This window comes from Micromonospora sp. C51 (assembly GCF_018070435.1).
GTDB classification, from domain to species: Bacteria; Actinomycetota; Actinomycetes; order Mycobacteriales; family Micromonosporaceae; genus Micromonospora; species Micromonospora sediminimaris.
This window is the reverse complement of sequence record NZ_JAGPXQ010000016.1, coordinates 93,579-113,167: the sequence shown is the minus strand read 5'-3', so window position 1 is coordinate 113,167 and position 19,589 is coordinate 93,579. Positions and strand designations below refer to the sequence as shown.

At 72.3% G+C, this 19,589-nt stretch carries 18 protein-coding genes; all 18 read left to right on the top strand.

The genetic code is table 11. From position 1 onward, the window contains the following. Positions 1-163: 163 nt before the first annotated feature. Positions 164-595 carry a division/cell wall cluster transcriptional repressor MraZ gene (gene mraZ, locus KBX50_RS18060; RefSeq protein WP_137781340.1) on the top strand — a complete coding sequence of 144 codons (432 nt, stop codon included), beginning with the start codon at positions 164-166 and terminating at the stop codon, positions 593-595. A 210-nt stretch (positions 596-805) separates the two neighbouring features. Then, positions 806-1,912: a 16S rRNA (cytosine(1402)-N(4))-methyltransferase RsmH gene (rsmH, locus tag KBX50_RS18055; RefSeq protein WP_210938260.1), complete on the top strand. Its 1,107-nt coding sequence runs from the start codon at positions 806-808 to the stop codon at positions 1,910-1,912. After that, positions 1,909-2,514 carry a septum formation initiator family protein gene (locus KBX50_RS18050; RefSeq protein ID WP_210938233.1) on the top strand — a complete coding sequence of 202 codons (606 nt, stop codon included), beginning with the start codon at positions 1,909-1,911 and terminating at the stop codon, positions 2,512-2,514. Before rsmH ends, KBX50_RS18050 begins: the two co-directional genes overlap by 4 nt. Positions 2,515-2,517: 3 nt before the next feature. Continuing rightward, entirely contained in the window at positions 2,518-4,743 is a 2,226-nt protein-coding gene (locus KBX50_RS18045) for a penicillin-binding protein 2 (RefSeq protein WP_210938231.1), read from the top strand. Positions 4,744-4,855: 112 nt separating this feature from the next. Next, entirely contained in the window at positions 4,856-6,346 is a 1,491-nt protein-coding gene (locus tag KBX50_RS18040; RefSeq protein ID WP_307871002.1) for a UDP-N-acetylmuramoyl-L-alanyl-D-glutamate--2,6-diaminopimelate ligase, read from the top strand. Further along, the gene (gene murF / locus KBX50_RS18035; protein ID WP_210938227.1) at positions 6,343-7,770 is read left to right on the top strand and encodes a UDP-N-acetylmuramoyl-tripeptide--D-alanyl-D-alanine ligase; all 1,428 of its coding nucleotides are present in this window, start codon (positions 6,343-6,345) and stop codon (positions 7,768-7,770) included. The genes KBX50_RS18040 and murF overlap by 4 nt, the downstream gene beginning before the upstream one ends. Continuing rightward, positions 7,767-8,900 carry a phospho-N-acetylmuramoyl-pentapeptide-transferase gene (gene mraY / locus KBX50_RS18030; RefSeq protein WP_093401147.1) on the top strand — a complete coding sequence of 378 codons (1,134 nt, stop codon included), beginning with the start codon at positions 7,767-7,769 and terminating at the stop codon, positions 8,898-8,900. Before murF ends, mraY begins: the two co-directional genes overlap by 4 nt. 453 nt (positions 8,901-9,353) lie before the next feature. Next, positions 9,354-10,763: an FtsW/RodA/SpoVE family cell cycle protein gene (locus tag KBX50_RS18025; RefSeq protein WP_210938258.1), complete on the top strand. Its 1,410-nt coding sequence runs from the start codon at positions 9,354-9,356 to the stop codon at positions 10,761-10,763. Then, positions 10,763-11,869, top strand: a complete 1,107-nt coding sequence (gene murG / locus KBX50_RS18020) for an undecaprenyldiphospho-muramoylpentapeptide beta-N-acetylglucosaminyltransferase (protein WP_210938225.1) — start codon at positions 10,763-10,765, stop codon at positions 11,867-11,869. The genes KBX50_RS18025 and murG overlap by 1 nt, the downstream gene beginning before the upstream one ends. Before the next feature lie 118 nt (positions 11,870-11,987). Then, complete coding sequence (gene murC, locus KBX50_RS18015) at positions 11,988-13,520, top strand: UDP-N-acetylmuramate--L-alanine ligase (protein WP_210938222.1); 1,533 nt, start codon at positions 11,988-11,990, stop codon at positions 13,518-13,520. A gap of 32 nt (positions 13,521-13,552) precedes the next feature. After that, positions 13,553-14,332, top strand: coding sequence for an FtsQ-type POTRA domain-containing protein (locus tag KBX50_RS18010; RefSeq protein ID WP_210938256.1), 780 nt, complete (start codon positions 13,553-13,555; stop codon positions 14,330-14,332). 240 nt (positions 14,333-14,572) lie between these two features. Next, the gene (gene ftsZ / locus KBX50_RS18005; RefSeq protein WP_093401143.1) at positions 14,573-15,688 is read left to right on the top strand and encodes a cell division protein FtsZ; all 1,116 of its coding nucleotides are present in this window, start codon (positions 14,573-14,575) and stop codon (positions 15,686-15,688) included. Between the two features lie 9 nt (positions 15,689-15,697). Then, positions 15,698-16,447, top strand: a complete 750-nt coding sequence (locus tag KBX50_RS18000) for a YggS family pyridoxal phosphate-dependent enzyme (RefSeq protein WP_210938220.1) — start codon at positions 15,698-15,700, stop codon at positions 16,445-16,447. A gap of 193 nt (positions 16,448-16,640) precedes the next feature. Beyond that, entirely contained in the window at positions 16,641-17,354 is a 714-nt protein-coding gene (locus KBX50_RS17995; protein ID WP_210938218.1) for a cell division protein SepF, read from the top strand. Positions 17,355-17,383: 29 nt separating this feature from the next. After that, a complete protein-coding gene (locus KBX50_RS17990; RefSeq protein ID WP_093401140.1) occupies positions 17,384-17,689 on the top strand; it encodes a YggT family protein in 306 nt (101 codons plus the stop codon). 44 nt (positions 17,690-17,733) lie between these two features. Next, positions 17,734-18,540: a DivIVA domain-containing protein gene (locus tag KBX50_RS17985; protein WP_210938216.1), complete on the top strand. Its 807-nt coding sequence runs from the start codon at positions 17,734-17,736 to the stop codon at positions 18,538-18,540. A 74-nt stretch (positions 18,541-18,614) separates the two neighbouring features. Beyond that, positions 18,615-19,187, top strand: a complete 573-nt coding sequence (locus KBX50_RS17980) for a hypothetical protein (RefSeq protein ID WP_210938215.1) — start codon at positions 18,615-18,617, stop codon at positions 19,185-19,187. A gap of 1 nt (position 19,188) precedes the next feature. After that, positions 19,189-19,503 carry a DUF167 domain-containing protein gene (locus tag KBX50_RS17975; RefSeq protein ID WP_210938214.1) on the top strand — a complete coding sequence of 105 codons (315 nt, stop codon included), beginning with the start codon at positions 19,189-19,191 and terminating at the stop codon, positions 19,501-19,503. The last annotated feature ends 86 nt before the right edge of the window (positions 19,504-19,589 follow it).

The window sequence follows — 19,589 nt, the reverse complement described above, 5'->3', positions numbered from 1 at the left end:
GTGCGCTTTTGTGGCGACGCGCGGCGCGCCACGCGGTCGAATCTGGTTGCGAGTGGAGGGAAGTGGAGTAGAGTGGGGCGCATTGGTGGGGCCGGGAGGGGCCCACCGGCCCGGGGGGTCAGCGGCGCGCGAACGCCGCTCAAAGGGCGAGGGGGTTGGGCCGATGTTTCTCGGCACCCACACTCCGCGCCTGGACGACAAAGGCCGGTTGATCCTTCCGGCGAAGTTCCGGGATGAGCTGGCGGGGGGTGTCGTGATCACCAAAGGGCAGGAGCGCTGCCTCTACGTCTTCCCGACGCCGGAGTTCCAGCGGATCGCGGAGCAGTTGCGTGCGCAGCCGATGACACACAAGGCGGCCCGGGCCTACAGCCGTGTGTTCTTCGCCAGCGCGCACGACGAGGTGCCGGACAAGCAGGGTCGGGTGACCATCCCGGCGCACCTACGTACATATGCGGGGCTCGACCGGGACCTGGTGGTCATCGGTGCGAGCACCCGGGTGGAGATCTGGGACAAGGTCGCCTGGGAGACCTACCTCGCCGAGAGCGAAGACGACTTCGCCGACATCGAGGAAGGGGTGCTGCCCGGCGGTCTGTAGGGCGTGGCGACGCCCGACGTACTGCGAGATCTCCAGCCGCTTTCGAGTTCCTGGCATCCCTTCCCCGGTGCCAGGCGCACGATCCGACCCTCCGGGCCTGCGGCCCGACGGGCGGGCGGAGAGCGGATGGGGATCTGGCGGTACGACGGCACGGCGTCGTCCGACGAACAGGGCGCGAACACACAACCGGTTCAACCAGTGGGGGTCGACATGGGGGAGCTACGCGGCACGCACGTGCCGGTGCTGCTCGAGCGATGTCTCGAGCTGCTGGCCCCCGCACTGGGCCGGGGTGGGCGCACCGTGCACGTCGACGCGACGTTGGGTCTGGCCGGCCACGCCGAGGCGGTGCTGCAGGCCCATCCGGAGACGGTGCTGGTGGGCCTGGACCGGGACACCGAGGCGCTGGCCCACGCCAGGGTCCGGCTGGCCCGGTTCGCCGACCGCGTCCATCTGGAGCACGCCGTCTACGACGAACTGCCCGAGGTGCTCGACCGGCTGGGATACCCGTCCGTGGACGGGGTCCTGTTCGATCTGGGTGTCTCCTCGTTGCAGCTCGACGCGCCCGACCGCGGGTTCGCGTACGCGCAGGACGCGCCGTTGGACATGCGGATGGACCAGACCCGGGGGGTGACCGCCGAGGAGGTGGTCAACACCTACCCGCACCCGGACCTGGCCCGGGTGCTGCGGGTCTACGGCGAGGAGAAGTTCGCCGGGCGGATCGCCTCGGCGATCATCCGGGAGCGGGAACGCGGCCGGATCACCTCGTCGGCGCGGCTGGCCGAGCTGGTCCGGGAGTCGATTCCGGCACCAGCCCGACGAACCGGGGGGCACCCGGCAAAGAGAACGTTTCAGGCTTTACGGATCGAGGTAAACAGAGAACTGGCAGCGCTGGAGACAGCGCTGCCGGCCGCTCTGGACAGACTCGCCGTCGGCGGTCGCCTGGTGGTGCTGTCCTACCACTCGCTGGAGGACAGGCTCACCAAGCAGGCGCTCGCCGATCGGGTCCGCAGCACGGGCCCGATCGACCTCCCGGTCGAACTGCCCGGGTCAGAACCGACGTTCCGGCTGCTCAGCCGGGGCGCGGAACTGCCTGGGGAGGGGGAGGTCACCGCGAACCCGCGGGCCGCTTCGGTGCGCCTGCGGGCCGCGGAGCGGATCGACCCGCAGGCACGGCAACGGGGGCGTACCGACCGCGAACGGTACCGCCGCCGGGTCAAGGCGATGCACCAACCGGGGACGGGGTCGGCCACGGAATCCGGTCCGGATCCGCGGCGGGCGCCGGGGGACACCACGGACGAAGAGGGGGAGGGGACATGAACGTAGACAAGCGTCGGGACATCGCCGGCGCCGGGCAGCGCGCACCGCGGTCGGGGGGCCGGATCGCGGCGGAGCGGACCCGGGGGGCGGGCGACGGTGCCCGGCGGGCGGACCGGGCGGACCGGTCGGCGGAGACTCGCGCCCGGGGGGCGCGCGAGTTCCCGACCCAGGGCAGCGCCGCGCTGCGTCCGGTGGAGCGGGCCGCCGTCGCGGCCGAGCGGCCGGAGCCGCCGCGGCTGCGGGTCGCCCCGCCGCCGCCGGTGCGGGTGCCGCGGGCGCCGTTCGCCGCGCTGGTGGTGGTGCTGGTCGTCGGCGGGGTGCTGGGCATCCTGGCGGTCAACACGAAGATCAACGAGAACGCCTTCCGGCTGGACGAGTTGCAGCAGCAGCAGGCCAAGCTCGACGTGGAGCAGCAGCAGCTGAAGAAGCAGATCGCCGAGTCCGAGTCGCCGGGCAACCTCGCCGCCCAGGCCCGCAAGCTGGGGCTGGTCGAGTCGGGTGAGCCGGCGTACATCCGGCTCCCGGACGGCAAGGTGATCGGGGTGCCGCAGCCGGCCGGTGGCAAGCTCTCCATCGCCAGCCAGCAGGGCGGGCAGGGGTAGCCCGTGCCACCGAGGTCTGAGGAACCGCGCCGGGACGCCGAAGGCTCCCGGCGCGGTTCGTCGCGTGCCGGCGGGCAGCGGAGTACGCCGTCCCGCCCGGCCGGTGAGCGGGACGTGACGCCGGGCCTCGGCGGCATCTCCGACGCCCGCGCCTACACCCCCCGGGGCCGCACCGTGCGCGAGGGCGGCGCGGCTGCCGGCACCGGACGCGCCGAGCAGCGGCGTACCCCGCGCAGCAACCGGTCGCAGGACCCGTTCCGCCCGGCGCTACAGGTGCTCGACGGTGGCCGGGGCACCGCCGGCCGGGCGGCCGGCCGCGCGAGTCGCCGGGACGGTGGCGCCGCACGTGCCACGGTGACCCGTACGGTCACCGACCGCACCCCGCGCGATGAGCCTCCGGTCACCGCCCCCCGGCGGCGGGTGGCCACCCGGGAGCCGCGTCGCGGGGACCGCACGCCGCCACGCCGGCCGTCGCGCCAGCGGCCCCGGCCGCCCCGGCTGGCCGACCCGGGACGCCGGCTGCGGCTGGGCACCGCGTTGACCCTGGCCCTCTTCGTCGCCGTCGGGGTGCGGCTGGTCGTGCTCCAGACCGTCGACACCCCGGCGTACGCCGACGGCGGGCTCGCCGACCGCATCACCACCGTGCCGCTGCCCGCGCCGCGGGGCGCCATCTACGACCGCTCCGGCGAGGCCGCCCTGGCGCACAGCGTCGAGGCCCGGTACGTCTACGCCGACCCGACCCGGGTGGAGGACATCGCGGCGACCGCGCGGGCACTCTCCCCGCTGCTGGGCATCCCGGCCTCCGAACTGGCCGAGAAGATGAAGCCTCGCAAGCGGATCAACGGCGTCGACTCGCAGTTCGAGTACCTCGCCCGGGGGGTGGACATTGACCGGGCCAAGGAGATCATGGCGCTCAAGCTGCCCGGCATCGGCACGGACCGCGACGAGCGGCGTGAGGTGCCCGGCGGGGATCTCGCCGCCAACCTGATCGGCTTCACCAGCCCGGACATGGTCGGGTTGGAGGGACTGGAGGCGCGCTTCGACGACCTGCTGCACGGCGAGGACGGCCAGCGGGTCTTCGAGGTCGGCCTCGGCGACCTGGCCGCCCCCATCCCCGGCGGCTACAGCAGCACCACGAAGGCCAAGCCGGGCAGTTCGGTGGTGCTCACCATCGACCGCGACCTGCAGTACGTGGTGCAGCGCATCCTCAGCGACCGGATGCAGCAGGTGCAGGGCAGCACCGGCGCCGCCGTGGTGCTGGACGCGCGTACCGGTGAGGTGCTGGCCCAGGCCAGCCACCCCACCTACAACGCGGCGAAGCCCTTCCCGAGCGAGCCGACCGACCGGGAGGACGCGGCCACCAGCTTCATCGTCGATCCCGGCTCGGTGCACAAGCCGATCACGTTCGGGGCCGCCCTCCAGGAAGGCGTCATCACCCCGGACACCTCGTTCCCGGTGGCCAACGCCATCCGCAAGGGCGACACCTGGTTCCGCGACACCCACCAGGCGAACGGGCGGCGGATGAGCGTCGCCGGCATGATGGCGTACTCCTCGAACGTCGGCACCATCCAGATCGCCGACAAGCTCGGCGCGGAACGCCTGCTCGACTACCAGCGGCGGTTCGGCCTGGGCAAGCCGACCGAGGTCGGGATGCCCGGTGAGGCGAGCGGGCGGCTGCTGCCGGTGGAGGAGTGGAGCGACTCGTCACGCGGCTCGGTGCCGATCGGGCACAGCGTGGACGCCACCCCGTTGCAGATGGCCGCCGCCTATGCCGCCATCGCCAACGACGGCACGTACATCCAGCCGCACCTGCTGAAGGAGACGATCGCCCCGAACGGGAAACGGACCCCCGCGCCGGCGCCGGAGACCCGGCAGGTGCTCAGCCCGGACAACGCCGCCGCCCTGCGTACGATCATGGAAGCGGTCACCACTGTCGACGACGCCACCGGGCTGGCCGCCGCCGTCCCCGGTTACCGGGTCGCCGGAAAAACCGGCACCGGTTGGCGGCTGGTCGACGGCAAGAAGCAGCCCGGCGAGGTCGCCTCGTTCATCGGGATGGCTCCGGCGGAGAACCCGCGCTACGTGATCGCGGTCTTCGTGCACAGCCCGAGCGGTGGTGGTGGCCAGATCTCGGCACCGGCCTTCCGGGACATGATGACCTTCACCCTGCGTCATCACCGGGTACCGCCGTCGACCGAGCCGGCGCCGACGTTCACCGTCTTCCCGTAGCCACCACCTGCGGCTCGACGTCATCAGACGGAGATTCAGGCGCGCCGTGCGGCCCGGACCGAGCGACCGGGTAGGGTCTGACGCCGTGCGCGGCAATCCTCGTCCCCGTTCCGTGACCGGGATCCGGCTCGGTGACCTGGCCGCCCGGCTCGCCGTGGCGTCCCCGACCAGTGCCGACCCGATGGTGACCGGGGTGACCCACGCCAGCGGCGAGGTCCGTCCCGGTGATCTGTACGCGGCCCTGCCCGGCGCCCGACGGCACGGCGCGGAGTTCGCCGCCGACGCGGCGAGCGCCGGCGCGGTCGCGATGCTGACCGATCCGGCCGGCGTCGAGCGGGCCGCCGACAGCGGTTTGCCGGCCCTGGTGGTGGCCGACCCCCGCGCGGTGCTCGGCACGCTCGCCTCGGCCGTCTACGGCGATCCCACGGCCGGGCTGACCGTGATCGGCGTGACCGGCACCGCCGGCAAGACCTCCACCGCCTACCTGATCGAGTCGGGGCTGCGCGCCGCCGGCCACACCACCGGCCTGATCGGCACCGTGGAGACCCGTCTCGGTGATCTGGTGATCGACAGCGTGCGGACCACGCCCGAGGCCACCGACCTGCACGCCATGTTGGCCGCCGCCGCCGAGCGTGGGGTCACTGCGGTGGTCATGGAGGTCTCCAGCCACGCCCTGGCGATGGGACGCGTCGGCGGGGTGCGGTTCGCCGTCGGCGGCTGGACCAACTTCGGCTCCGACCACCTGGACTTCCACGCCGACGCCGAGGACTACTTCGCGGCCAAGGCCCGGCTGTTCGACGGCCGGTGCGCGGTCGAGGTGCTCAACCACGACGACCCGGCGCTGAAGGCGTTGTTCAAGCCGGGCACGGTCAGCTTCTCCGCGCTCGGGGACCGGGCCGCCACCTGGTGGGCCGACGAGCAGACCGGCGAGGGGTACGCGCAGCGGTTCACCGCGCACGGCCCGGACGGGCTGACCCTGCCCGCCCGGGTGGCGCTGCCCGGCCGGCACAACGTGTCCAACGCCCTGCTGGCCATCGCCAGCCTGGTGGCCGCCGGGGTCGACCCGGCGACCGCTGCCGAGGGAGTCGCCGCCTGCGGCGGCGTACCCGGGCGGCTGGAGTCGGTGGGGGTGGCCGGCGGGGTCCGCGGGGTGGTCGACTACGCGCACAAGACCGACGCCGTGGTGGCCGCGCTGGCCGCGCTGCGGGAACTCAGCACCGGCCGGCTGATCTGCGTCATCGGGGCCGGTGGTGACCGGGACCGGGCCAAGCGGCCGGCGATGGGTGCCGCCGCCGCGGCCGGCGCCGACGTGGTGGTGGTGACCGACGACAACCCCCGCACCGAGGATCCGGCGGCGATCCGCGCCGAGGTGCTCGCCGGGGCGCGTCGGGCCGACGCGCCGACCCGGGTCATCGAGCTCGGTGGTCGCCGGGCGGCGATCGACGAGGCGGTGCGGCTGGCGACGCCGGGTGACGTGGTGGCGCTGCTCGGCAAGGGGCACGAGCGGGGCCAGGAGATCGCCGGCGAGGTGTACCCGTTCGACGACCGAACCGAGCTTGCCGACGCGCTGCGGGGCCGCTTCGGGGATCTGGAGGGCCAGTGATCACGCTCAGCCTGGCGGAGGTGGCCTCGGCGGTCGACGGTCGGCTGGTCGCCGCCGATCCCGCCGGGCAGATCACCGGCAGCGTGGAGTTCGACTCCCGCAAGGTCACCCCCGGTGGGCTGTTCGTCGCCTTCGACGGGGAGAAGGTGGACGGCCACGACTTCGCCGCCGCGGCGGTGGCGTCCGGCGCGGTGGCGGTCCTGGGTACCCGCGAGGTGCCCGAGGTGCCGATGATCGTTGTCGCCGACCCGTTGGCGGCGATGGGCCGGCTGGCCCGTGCGGTGGTGGACCGGCTGCCCGGGCTCACCGTGATCGGGCTGACCGGCTCCTCCGGCAAGACCACCACCAAGGACCTGATCGCCCAGCTGACCACGCGGCTCGGGGAGACGGTGGCACCGCCCGGATCGTTCAACAACGAGCTGGGGCACCCCTACACGGCGTTGCAGGCCAGCCCGACCACCCGCTATCTGGTGATGGAGAAGGGCGCCCGGGGCATCGGCCACGTGCGGTACCTCTGCGAGGTCGCGCCGCCGCGCATTTCCGTGGTGCTCAACGTCGGGGTGTCGCACATCGGCGAGTTCGGGTCGCAGGAGAACATCGCCCTGGCCAAGGGCGAGCTGGTCGAGGCGCTGCCGGCCGACGGTCTGGCGGTGTTGAACGCCGACGACCCGCTGGTCGACGCCATGGCGGCCCGTACGGTGGCCCGGGTGATCCGCTACGGCGAGTCGGCGCACGCCGACGTGCGGGCCGTGGACGTGACGCTTGACGAGCGGGGACGGCCCGCGTACACCCTCGTCACGCCGGAGGGCAGTGCGCCGGTGCGGCTCGGACTCACCGGCCGCCACCAGGTCTGGAACAGCCTGGCCGCGGCGGCCGTGGCGCGGGAGCTGGGAATGCCGCTGGCCGAGCTGGCCACCGCGCTGGGCGCGCTCGGGCTGGTTTCCACCCGTCGGATGGACGTCTTCGAGCGCACCGACGGGATCACCGTGATCGACGACTCGTACAACGCCAACCCGGCGTCGATGGCGGTGGCGCTGCGGGCGCTGGGCGGCATCGGCGCGGAACGGCGTACCGTCGCGGTGCTCGGCTACATGGCCGAGCTGGGCGAGTTCGAGGCGCAGGGACATGCCGAGGTGGGCCGGCTCGCGGCCGAGCTGGGTGTGGACCGGTTGCTCGTGGTCGGCGAGGCGGCGGCGCCGATCCATCACGGGGCGACATCGGTAGGTGACTGGGGAGGAGAGTCGGTGCTGCTCACCGATCAGGCGGCGGCCGTCGAGGTGCTGCGCAGCGAGCTACTGCCGGGCGACGTCGTCCTGGTGAAGGGCTCCCGGTACCGGACCTGGGAGGTGGCCGACGCGCTGCGCGTCGAGGCCGCCGGGGACGGTACGGGTACGTCGGCGTCGGCCGGGGGTGGCGCCGCGTGAGGGCGGTAATCGTGGCCATCGGGGTGGCCTTCCTCGTCTCGCTGTTCTGCACCCCGATCGCGATCCGGGTCTTCACCCGGCTCAAGGCCGGCCAGCCCATCCGGGCCGAGGGCCCGCAGATGCACCAGGGCAAGAAGGGCACGCCGACGATGGGCGGCGTGGTGTTCATCCTGGCCACCGTCATCGCGTACGTGGCCGGTCACCTCGCCCTGACCACGTTGCCCGACGCGCAGATCGCCCAGGTCGAGCCGACCATCACGGCGCTGGTGCTGCTGGGGCTGATGGTCTTCTGCGGCGCGGTCGGCTTCATCGACGACTTCCTGAAGGTGCGCAAGCGGCACAGCGGTGGCCTGAGCGCGCGCGGCAAGCTCCTCGGGCAGATCCTGGTCGGCGCGGTGTTCGGAGTCGTCGCGCTCTGGTTCCCCTCCACCATGACCGACGCCACCGGCGCGGTGACCAACACCGAGACGGTCGGCAGCACCACGCTCAGCTTCATCCGGGACATCCCGGCGCTGGACGTGACCAAGATCGGTGCGGTGATCATCTTCATCTTCGTGGTGATGGCGGCGACCAACGGCGTCAACCTCACCGACGGTCTCGACGGGCTGGCCACGGGTGCCTCGGTGATGGTGCTCGGCGCGTACGCGGTGATCGCCTTCTGGCAGTACCGGCACTGGTGTGCCGACCCGGCGTACACCGCGAACCCGGACAACTACTGCTACACGGTTCGCGACCCGTTGGAGATCGCGCTGATCGCCGGAGCGGCGGCCGGCGCCTGCGTCGGCTTCCTGTGGTGGAACACCTCGCCGGCCCGGATCTTCATGGGTGACACCGGAGCGCTCGGCCTCGGCGGCCTGATCGCCGGGATGGCGATGTCGACCCGTACCATCCTGCTTCTGCTGATCATCGGTGGCCTGTTCGTGATCATCACGATGTCGGTGGTGATCCAGATCATCTCCTTCAAGACCACCGGCAAGCGGGTGTTCCGGATGTCGCCGTTGCAGCACCACTTCGAGTTGGCCGGCTGGAGCGAGGTCAACATCGTGGTCCGGTTCTGGATCATCGCCGGCATCGGCGTGGCCATCGCTCTCGGCCTCTTCTACAGCGACTTCCTGGCCAACATGGGCTGATCCCGCCCCGCTGGGCGGCGTTGATCAAGAGGTTTGGGGGGGGGGGGCCCCCCCCCGCCCCCCCCCCCCAAACCTCTTGATCAACCGGGTTGAGTGAGGTGTTGCTGAGGTGGCGGAGAGTGGTCGACGCAAGTGCGACACGCCGACCGGGGCGTACCGCCTGTATCGGGTGCCGCTAACGGCGATGATGGCGCTGTGGGGGAGGCACTAGAAGCAGACGGCGCGGCCGGGACGGCAGCTGGTGGACCCGTCACGGCCAGAGGCGAGGGCCGGACGGGGCGAGAGCATTCCGCCGGGCCGGTGGCGACGAAGGTGAGCCGAGGCGAGGCCGGGGCGGGGCGAGCCGGGTCGTCCGGTGGGTCCGGCTCTGTGCGGGCCGACGGGGCCAAGGTGCCACGAGCCGACGGATCCGGTGCCGACGGGGCGTTTCGAGGACTGGACGCGGTGGGGTCGCTGGCGGCGCTGCGCGGCCTGCTGTCCCGGCCGCTGGCCTCCTACCACCTGCTGCTGGCCAGCGCCGGGTTGCTGCTGCTGATCGGGCTGACCATGGTCTTCTCGGCCACCAGCGTGCGGGACTACGCCCTGGACGGCAACGCCTCGGCGTCGCTGACCAAGCAGGCGATCTTCGCGGTGATCGGCATCGTGGCGTTCTGGGCCTGCCAGCGCCTGCCGGCCAGCACCTACCGGGCCCTGGGCCGGCCGACCCTGGCCGTCGCAGTGGGGCTGCTGATCGTGCTGAACCTGCTGGTGGCGTACGGGCGGCTGACCGACGGCGACGCGAAGATCGGCCCGCTGGAGGCTCAGCTGCTCTGGCTGTACATCGGCGAGGTCAGCCTGCAACCCTCGGAGCTGGCGAAGTTCGCGCTGGTGCTGTGGGGTGCGCACGTGCTCGCCCGCAAGGGCGCGGCGCTGGGCTGGTGGCGGGAGTTGGCCACGCCGCTGTTCCCGGTGGTGGGGCTGCTCTTCGTGCTGGTCGGTTACAACGACCTGGGCAGCATGCTCTGCCTGCTCGCCCTGGTGGTGGGGCTGCTCTGGGCGGCCGGGGTGCGGCTGCGGGTCTTCGCCGCGCTCAGCGCGATCGGGCTGCTCGGCATCGGCCTGCTGGTCGCGGTGGCCTCCCTCGGCGCCGGTTCCGGCGTACGGGGTGAGGAGAACTACCGGCTGGCCCGACTCACCATGTTCTTCAGCCCGCCACCGCTGGACGCCTGCAAGGACGACTTCTGCTACCAGATGGTCCAGGCCCGCTACGCCATCGCCAACGGCGGATGGTTCGGCACCGGGCTGGGCCAGGGGCGGACCAAGTGGGCCTGGCTGCCGGCCGCGGAGAACGACTTCATCTTCGCGGTGATCGCCGAGGAGTTGGGGGTGGTCGGCTGCGCCGTGATCGTCACCCTCTTCGCCGTGCTCGGCTACACCGGCCTGCGCATCGCCCGCCGGGTCGACGACCCGTACCGGCGACTGGCCGCCGCAGGCGCCACCGCCTGGCTCGTCGGGCAGGCGTTCATCAACATCGGCGGCGTCATCGGGCTGCTGCCGTTGACCGGCGTACCGCTGCCCTTCATCTCGGACGGCGGCAGCGCCCTGGTGGTCACCCTCGCGGCGGTCGGCATGCTGGCCTCGTTCGCCCGCGCGGAACCCGATGCGGCCCGGGCCCTGCATGCCCGTCCGCCGGCCCGGTGGGTCCGACTAGTGTGGGCACCGTTGCCGCCGCTTCCCGGCCGGCGTCGCCGCGCGGCGTCGCCGTCGACCGCCCGGGGCTCCGTGCCCCAGGCACGCAAGCGGCGTAGGGATGACCAGGCCGCATCGCGTGGCGCCCGGGACGGCCGGGGTCGCGGCGGGACGGCGAACGAGAGGAGACGTTGATGGGTCCGCTGCGTTCGGTGGTGCTCGCAGGAGGTGGCACCGGGGGGCACATCTACCCGTTGCTCGCCTTCGCCGACTGCCTGCGCCGGCACGACCCCGGCGTCCGGATAACCTGCCTCGGCACACCGAAGGGCCTGGAGAACGAGCTGATCCCACCGGCCGGCTACGACCTGCGGAACATCCCCGCCTACCAGCTGCCCCGCTCGATCAACATGAACCTGGTCCGTACCCCGGGCCGGATGTGGACCGCGGCCCGCGCGGCGGGCAAGGTCATCGACGAGGTGCGCGCCGACGTGGTGGTCGGCTTCGGTGGGTACGTCTCGGTGCCGGCCTACCTGGCCGCCTGGCGGCGCGAACTGCCCATCGTGATCCATGAGGTGAACGTGCCCCCGGGGGTGGCCAACCGGTTGGGCATGAAGTTCACCAAGCACGTCGCGGTCGGCTTCCCGCACCAGCCGGCGCAGGCGGAGTCGCTACGCGACGCCCGGGTGGTCGGGGTGCCGCTGCGCCGCAGCATCGCCGGGCTGGACCGGGCGGCGATGCGTGACGCCGCGCGCGCCCACTTCGGGCTCCGCCCCGACCTGCCGGTGCTCTTCGTCGCCGGCGGCTCGCAGGGCGCCCGGTCGATCAACCTCGCGGTCTCCGGGGCGGCGAAGGAACTTGCCCGCAACGGCGTGCAGGTGCTGCACGTGATCGGCGCCCGCAACGAGCCGGTGTCGGTCCCGACCGACCTGCCGGTGCCGTACGTGACGCTGCCCTACCTGTCCGACATGGACGCCGGGTACGCGGCGGCTGACCTGATGCTGGGCCGGGGCGGGGCGATGACCTGCGCCGAGGTCGCCGCGATCGGGCTGCCGACGATCTACGTGCCGTACCCGCACAGCAACCAGGAGCAGAAGCGCAACGCGCTGCCGGTGGTCGAGGCCGGTGGCGGCCTGCTGGTCGACGACGCCGAGGTGACGCCGGACTGGCTCGAACGTACGGTCATTCCGCTGATCCGCGACCCGCAGCGGCTGCACGCGATGGGTACCGCCGCCGCGGCCTACGGGCGGCGCGACGGCGACGAGGCGCTGCTCAACTTCGTCTACGAGGCGGTTACCCGGTGAGCGCGAGGAGAGAGCCGGGTTTGCGAGCCCCGCAGTCGCGAACGAAGGATGACTCGGTGAGCGCGAGGAGTGAGCCGGGTTTGCGAGCCCCGCAGTCGCGAACGAAAGGCTGGTCCCGATGACCACGTTCAGCCCGGCGGGCACGCTTACCGCCGAGGATCTCGGCCACATTCACCTGATCGGGGTGGGTGGCGTCGGGATGAGCGGGCTGGCCCGGCTCTTCCTCACCCGGGGCCTGCCGGTCTCCGGCAGCGAGCTGCGTGAGTGGCCGTCGCTGGCCGGCCTGCGGGCGCTCGGCGGGACGATCCACATGACCCACGAGACGGCCAACCTCGACGGGGTCGACACGGTCGTGTTTTCCTCGGCGATCCCCGCCGACCATCTGGAGATGGTCGAGGCGCGCCGCCGCGGGCTGCGGGTGCTGCACCGCTCGGAGGCCCTGGCGGCCGCGATGACCGGTCGCCGTACCGTGGCCGTCGCCGGAACCCACGGCAAGACCACCACCACCTCGATGGTCACCATGGTGCTGCAACAGGCCGGGGCCGATCCGTCCTTCGTGATCGGTGGGGAGATCTCCGAGGTCGGCTCGGGGGCGCACCACGGTACCGGCGAGTACTTCGTGGTCGAGGCCGACGAGAGCGACCGCTCCTTCCTCATCTACCGTCCGTTCGTCTCGATCGTCACGAACGTCGAGGCGGACCACCTGAACACCTACGGCGACCTGGCCAACCTGGAGGCCACCTTCGCCGAGTTCGCCCGGCTCACCGACCCGGAGGGGTTCGTCATCACCTGCGCCGACGACGCGGGTGGCCGGCGGCTGGCGGCGACGCTGCGCGCCGAGGGGCGTCGGGTGTACACCTACGGGGAGGCCGAGGACGCCGACCTGCGACTGACCGACATGGCCTCCTCGGCGCGGGGGGTGCGCTACCTCGCCCACATCGACGGTCGCCCGCTGGGCGAGTTCCGACTACCGGTGCCGGGCCGGCACATGGGGCTCAACAGCGCCTCGGCGGTGCTGGCCGCGTACCTGCTGGAGCTGCCGCTGCCGGCGGCGGAGGCCGCGCTCGCGGCTTTCCCGGGGGTGCGCCGACGCTTCGAGCGCAAGGGCGACGTCGACGGGGTGCTGGTCTACGACGAGTACGCCTACCACCCGACCTCGATGACGTTGGCGCTGCGGACGTTGCGCGAGGTGGCCGGGGAGGGCCGGCTGATCGTGGTCTTCCAGCCCTACCGGCTCTACCGCACCCGGGAGTTGCAGGCGGAGATCGCCGAGGCGCTGGCGATCGCCGACGAGCTGGTGCTGCTGGAGGTCTTCGGGCCGGGCGAGGAACGTGCCCCCGGCGAGGGCTCGACGGCGTTGGTCGAGGCGGTGTCGCTGCCGGCGGAGCGGAAGGTCTTCGTCGACACCTGGGAGGCGGCGCCCGCCGAGGTGGCCCGTCGGGCCCGGCCGGGCGACGTGGTGGTGACGATGGGGGCCCCGCCGATTTCGCTGATGGGCGACGAGTTGTTGGCCGCGTTGGCGGCGCGTGCCGCCGGTGCCTCGGCGTTGACCGGCACCGTCGCCGGCGGGGTGGCCGGCGGGTCGACGAGCATCGGGGGCAGCGTTCCCGGAGCCGTCGGCGTGGACGGCGCGGCGCCCGTCGCGGAATGAGTCCCGGTCCGGCCCGGGGGCGCGGCACCGGTGTGGACGGTGGCGCGGGGCGTCGTCCCGTGCGCCGGTGGCAGTTGGTACGTGCCGGCAGCGACGCGGTACCCGCCTCGACCCGGCGGTTCATGGCCCGGGCCCGGCGTCGGCGGATGCGCGCGGCGTTGCCCTGGGCGGTGGCCGGTGGTGTGGTCGTGGTGGCCGGGCTGGTGGCGTGGACGCTGCTGGGCACCGGCCTGTTCGGGGTACGCGAGGTGCGGGTGGAGGGTGCCGAACTGGTGACGGCGGTGCAGGTGCGGGACGCAGCGGGCGTGCCGGACGGTGCGCCGTTGGCGCGGGTGGACCTGGCCGCGCTGGCCGGCCGGATCGGTGCCCTGCCGCCGGTGGAGCGGGTCACCGTCACTCGGGACTGGCCGGACGCGTTGGTGGTACGACTGACCGAGCGCACGGGTGTGGCGGTGGTGCCGCGCGGGGAGCGGTTCGCGGTGGTCGACGCCGCCGGGGTGGTGTTCCGGACGGTGCCGCAGCGTCCGGACGGCCTGCCGCTGGTACGGCTGGCCACGCCCGGTCCGGACGACCCGGACACCCGGGCCGGTCTGGAGGTGCTCGGTGTGCTCACCCCGGAGCTGCTCGACCAGCTGGTCGAGATCAGTGTCGAGGGGTTGGCCCGGATCAGCCTGAGGTTGCATGACGACCGTACGGTGTTCTGGGGCGACGCGACCCGTGGCGCGGACAAGGCGCGGGTGGCCACCGCCTTGCTCGACCAGGATGCGGCCCGGATCGACGTGAGCGCGCCGGATGTCGTCACCTTCCGGTGAGCGGCCGGTCAGTGGTGAGCCGTCTCGCTACACCGGCGACACGCCGGAGCGGTCCTTGGCTCATCGCTCGGCTGCGCTTACGTTGCCCCGAAGAGGATCAGTGGTTGACATAACTCTAACCCTCTAGTAGAGGGTCAGGGTTTACCTCTCGACCTCGGTGGTGGTAACTGCGTCGACCGTCGGTCCGGCCAGGCCGTAGCTCGGTCGGGGAGTAGCCGATCTCGAAGGAAAGGACCGGAGATGACACCTCCGCACAACTACCTGGCGGTCATCAAGGTCGTCGGCATCGGGGGTGGCGGCGTGAACGCCGTCAACCGGATGATCGAGGTTGGGCTCAAGGGCGTCGAGTTCATCGCGATCAACACGGACGCGCAGGCGCTGCTGATGAGCGACGCCGACGTCAAGCTCGACGTCGGCCGCGAGCTGACCCGGGGGCTGGGCGCCGGCGCCAACCCGGACGTCGGCAAGAACGCCGCCGAGGATCACCGCGACGAGATCGAGGAGGTCCTCAAGGGGGCCGACATGGTCTTCGTGACCTGCGGTGAGGGTGGTGGCACCGGCACCGGCGGCGCGCCCGTGGTGGCGAACATCGCCCGGAAGCTCGGCGCGCTCACCATCGGTGTGGTCACCCGCCCGTTCTCCTTCGAGGGCAAGCGCCGCCAGGTGCAGGCGGAGGCCGGCATCGACGAGCTGCGTAACCAGTGCGACACCCTGATCGTCATTCCCAACGACCGGCTGCTGGCGCTCGGTGACCGCAACATCAGCATGATGGACGCGTTCCGGACGGCCGACCAGGTGCTGCTCTCCGGTGTGCAGGGCATCACCGACCTGATCACCACGCCGGGCCTGATCAACCTCGACTTCGCCGACGTCAAGAGCGTGATGAGCGGTGCGGGCAGCGCGCTGATGGGCATCGGTAGCGCCCGGGGCGAGAACCGCGCGGTCGAGGCCGCCGAGGCCGCCATCTCCAGCCCGCTGCTGGAGCAGAGCATGGACGGTGCTCGGGGCGTGCTGCTCTCCATCGCCGGTGGTTCCGATCTCGGCCTGTTCGAGATCAACGACGCGGCCCAGTTGGTCACCGACGCGGCTCACCCGGACGCGAACATCATCTTCGGTGCGGTCATCGACGACGCGCTCGGCGACGAGGTGCGGGTCACCGTGATCGCGGCGGGCTTCGACGGTGGCACACCGGCGTACAAGGCGGCTGAGCCGGCCCGCAAGACCAACCAGAACCAGCCGGCACAGCCGAGCACCCCGATTCTGCCGTCGCCGGCCGCGCCGGCCGCGCCGCAGTCACCGCGCCGGGTGCTCTTCGACGACGTGGATGTGCCCGACTTCCTGAAGAACGGGTCCTGAACACCGCCGATGACAGACAGCCAGGCCCCGGCGAGAGCCGACCGGCACGCGGAGATCGCTGCCGGGCTCGCCCGCGTACGCTCCCGGATCGCCGACGCCTGCGCGGCCGCCGGCCGGGACCGGGCGGACGTGACCATGATCGCGGTTACCAAGACCTACCCGGCCTCCGATGTGGTGACACTGGTCGGCCTCGGCGTGACCGACGTGGGGGAGAACCGTGACCAGGAGGCGGCGACCAAGGCGGCGCAGGTCGCCGCCGCCGGGGTCGCCCCGCGTTGGCATTTCGTCGGCCGCTTGCAGCGCAACAAGGTCAAGTCGGTGCTGCGGTACGCGGACGTGGTCCAGTCCGTCGACAGCGTCCGCCTGACGTCCGCGTTGGACGCCGGCGTCACCGCCATCGGCCGGGACCGACCGTTGGACGTGCTGGTGCAGGTCAGCATCGACGGGGACGCGGCGCGGGGCGGTGCCGTGCCGGATTCGGCCGATCCGGACGTCGGCCTCGGCGCGGTCACCGAGGCGGTCGCCACCGCCGGTGGGCTGCGGCTGGCCGGCCTGATGGCGGTGGCACCGCTGGGCTGGGAGCCGGAGCGCGCCTTCGCCCGGCTGGCGACCATCGCGGCGCTGGTGCGGGCGGACCATCCGCAGGCGACGGAGCTGTCCGCCGGCATGAGCGGCGACCTGGAGGCAGCGATCGGTCACGGCGCGACACATGTCCGCGTCGGCAGCGCGTTGCTCGGAATGCGTCCCACGCTGCGGTAGCCTGGCCGCGAGGGAAGCAAATTACATCAGTGTTGTTTGTGGGAACGGCCTTCCCGGCGACGGGGGGCGTGACGTGCAACGCGAATTGCGCGTCGGGGGATTGCCGTTCCAGTCCGGTGGGCAGGGATGGTCCACTCGCGACAGGCGACACGGCGGGGGCGTGTGCCGCACGGCGGACGGGAAGGGCGCGGGGATGGGTGCACTGCGCAAGGCGGGGGTCTGGCTCGGACTGGTCGAAGAGGACGACGAGCGGGCCTACGACGACGGTGGCTACGACAAGGGTGGCTACCGGGAGTCGCGCTACCGGCAGAGCCGGTACGCCGAGGAGTTCGCCGACGAGGAGGAGGAGGCGGAGGAGCCGCCGGCGCCGCGTCCACGGTTGGGTGACCGTGGGCGGCTGAGCGAGCGGTCGGGCCGGCTGGGTGAGGCCGAGCGGCTGGAGTCCGAGCGCCCGGAGCGGTCCGAGCGGTCCGAGCGGTCCGAGCGGTCCGAGCGGTCCAGTGTCCGGTCGATCACCCGGTCGACCGGCGAGCCGTCCGGCGCGCTGACCTACCACACCCGGGACAATCTCGCCCTGGCGCCGCAGGTGCAGCCGCGCGAGCGCCCGCTGGTGCCGGAGGAGGAGCAGCGTTACCAGATCACCACGTTGCACCCGACCACCTATCGCGAGGCGCGGACGATCGGCGAGCACTTCCGCGACGGGGTGCCGGTGATCATCAACCTCACCGAGATGGATGAGGCGGATGCCCGCCGTCTGGTGGACTTCGCCGCCGGGCTGGCCTTCGGGCTGCGCGGTACGATCGAGCGCGTGACCAACCGGGTGTTCCTGCTCTCACCGGCCAATGTCCAGGTCACCGCGGAGGACAAGGCCAAGATTGCTGAGGGCGGGTTCTTCAGCCTGAGTTGACCCGCCCGACCCGAGGGACGTCGCCTGCCGTGTTGTCGATCTTGTTACAGGTCCTCTACCTGACCACGTATGTCTTTCTGATCGTTCTTCTGGCCCGTTTCGTACTCAGCGCGGTGTTGCAGTACGGCCGACGCTGGCAGCCCGGTCGGGGAGCGTCAGCCGGACTGGAATCCGTGTGGAGCGTCACTGATCCCCCGCTCCGGGCGTTGAGGCGTGTGATCCCTCCGCTGCGAATTGGTACCGTGAGCATCGACCTGGCCTCCCTTGTGCTCCTGGTTATCCTGTTCGTGCTGATGAGGTTTGTGTTAGAGCCGGCGATCATCAGGACCGCCTGATGACCGACGCGCTATCGCGGCCGCAACTGACCCGAGGAGTTTCGATGCCGCTGACCCCGGCCGACGTCCATAACGTCGCCTTCAAGAAGCCGCCGATCGGCAAGCGGGGCTACGACGAGGAGGAGGTCGACGCCTTCCTGGACGAGGTCGAGCGCGAACTCGCCCGTCTGATCGAGGAGAACAACGAACTGCGCGCCCAGGTGGAGCGCGGTGGGCGGGGCGGTGCCCCGGCCGGCCCCGGCGGCGACGCCCGCCTGGCCGCCGAGCTGAACGACGTCAAGGCCCAGCTCGACCGGGTGCAGCGCGACAAGGCCGCCGCCGAGCAGGCCGCCCGCGCCATGCAGGCCGAGCTGGAGCAGGTCCGCTCCGTCGGTGTCGGCGGTGCCGTGGCCGGCCCGGACGGTGAGCAGCAGGCGCTGCGGGTGCTCATGATGGCCCAGCGCACCGCCGACGACCACGTCTCCGACGCTCGCCGCGAGGCCGACCAGCTGCTCTCCGAGGCCCGTTCCAAGGCCGAGGAGGTCACCCGCGAGGCCCGCGCCAAGGCGGACGCGCTGGAGCGCGACGCCCGGCAGCGGCACCAGGAGGCGATGGGTGGCCTGGACGCCAAGCGCACCGCCTTGCAGAAGCACATCGAGGAGCTCAAGCAGTTCGAGCGCGAGTACCGCACCCGGCTCAAGGCGTACCTGGAGAGCCAGCTGCGGGACCTCGACGGCCGTGGTCAGGGCCTGGAGGCCGAGATGACCCGCGGCGAGGGAGCCCGGGCTGCCGGCGGCAACGGGCTCGCTGCGGCGGGTCTCGCCGGTTCCTACGGCGGGGGCCGCTCCGGCGCGCTTGAGGCCGGTCGCTGAACCGGGTCGGTGACTGCCGCCACCGCGGCGATCACCCGCCCAGCCTCATCGGTACGACACGGCGAGGGTGAGCCATGATAGTCATCAGTCTCGGGCTCATCCTCGTCGCTGTGGTGCTGCTGGTCTTCGGCCTGGCCGGTGGTTCCAGCCCGCTGCTGGTCGTCTCGATCGGGGCCAGCCTGCTGGCCGCCGTGGCACTTGTCGCCGGCGCCCGCCAGGCGGCTGGCCGGGCCTCGGCTCCCAGCGGCGCTCCGGCTGGCCACAGCCGTCGCGACGGCGACGGGCGTGGGTCGGGCATTCCGACCCAGCAGACCTCGGCAACCGTGGACACCGGCGATGTCGGGTGGCGGCAACCACCCGGCTCGCCGGTGACCGAGCCGCGCGAGCGGTCGGGCGTTGCCGACGGGTACGACGACGAGCCTGCCGCCGAGGAGACCACGGCGGAGCAGGCCGCCCGGGTGGCCCGCCTCGCGGACGAGGTGCGGGTCGTCGACGGCCGACCGCGGTACCACCTCGACGGGTGCCCGCACCTGGTCGGCCGGGAGCACGAGCCGCTGCCCGTCGCCGAGGCGGTCGAACTCGGCTTCACCCCCTGCGCCCACTGCACACCGGACACGGTGTTGCTGGCGGAGACCGAGCGCCGCTGACGTGGCCCCGACGGACGATGCGCTGGTCGTCGCCGTACGGGTGAAGCCGGGCGCCTCTCGGGCCCGCGTGGGTGGCCGGTTCGACGGTCCGCACGGGCCCGCTCTCGTCATCGCGGTGCATCCTCCGCCGGCTGACGGGCGGGCCACCGAGGCCGCCCGTCGCGCGTTGGCTGCCGCGCTCGGCGTTCGGCCGGCCACCGTGTCGCTGCGCACCGGCGCGGCGAGCAGAGACAAACTCTTCCTGGTCACGCCCTCCGGGCCGGATCTGATCGGCCGGCTGAGCCAGCTGCGGGACGGCGCGGAACCGGCCGGCTGAGTGTCGGACATCTGCTAGCGTTCCCTTTGCCCCGAAATGGCAGTAACCGGGGTGGAACGGGCGTCGCGGTGCGGCACGTTGTCGGA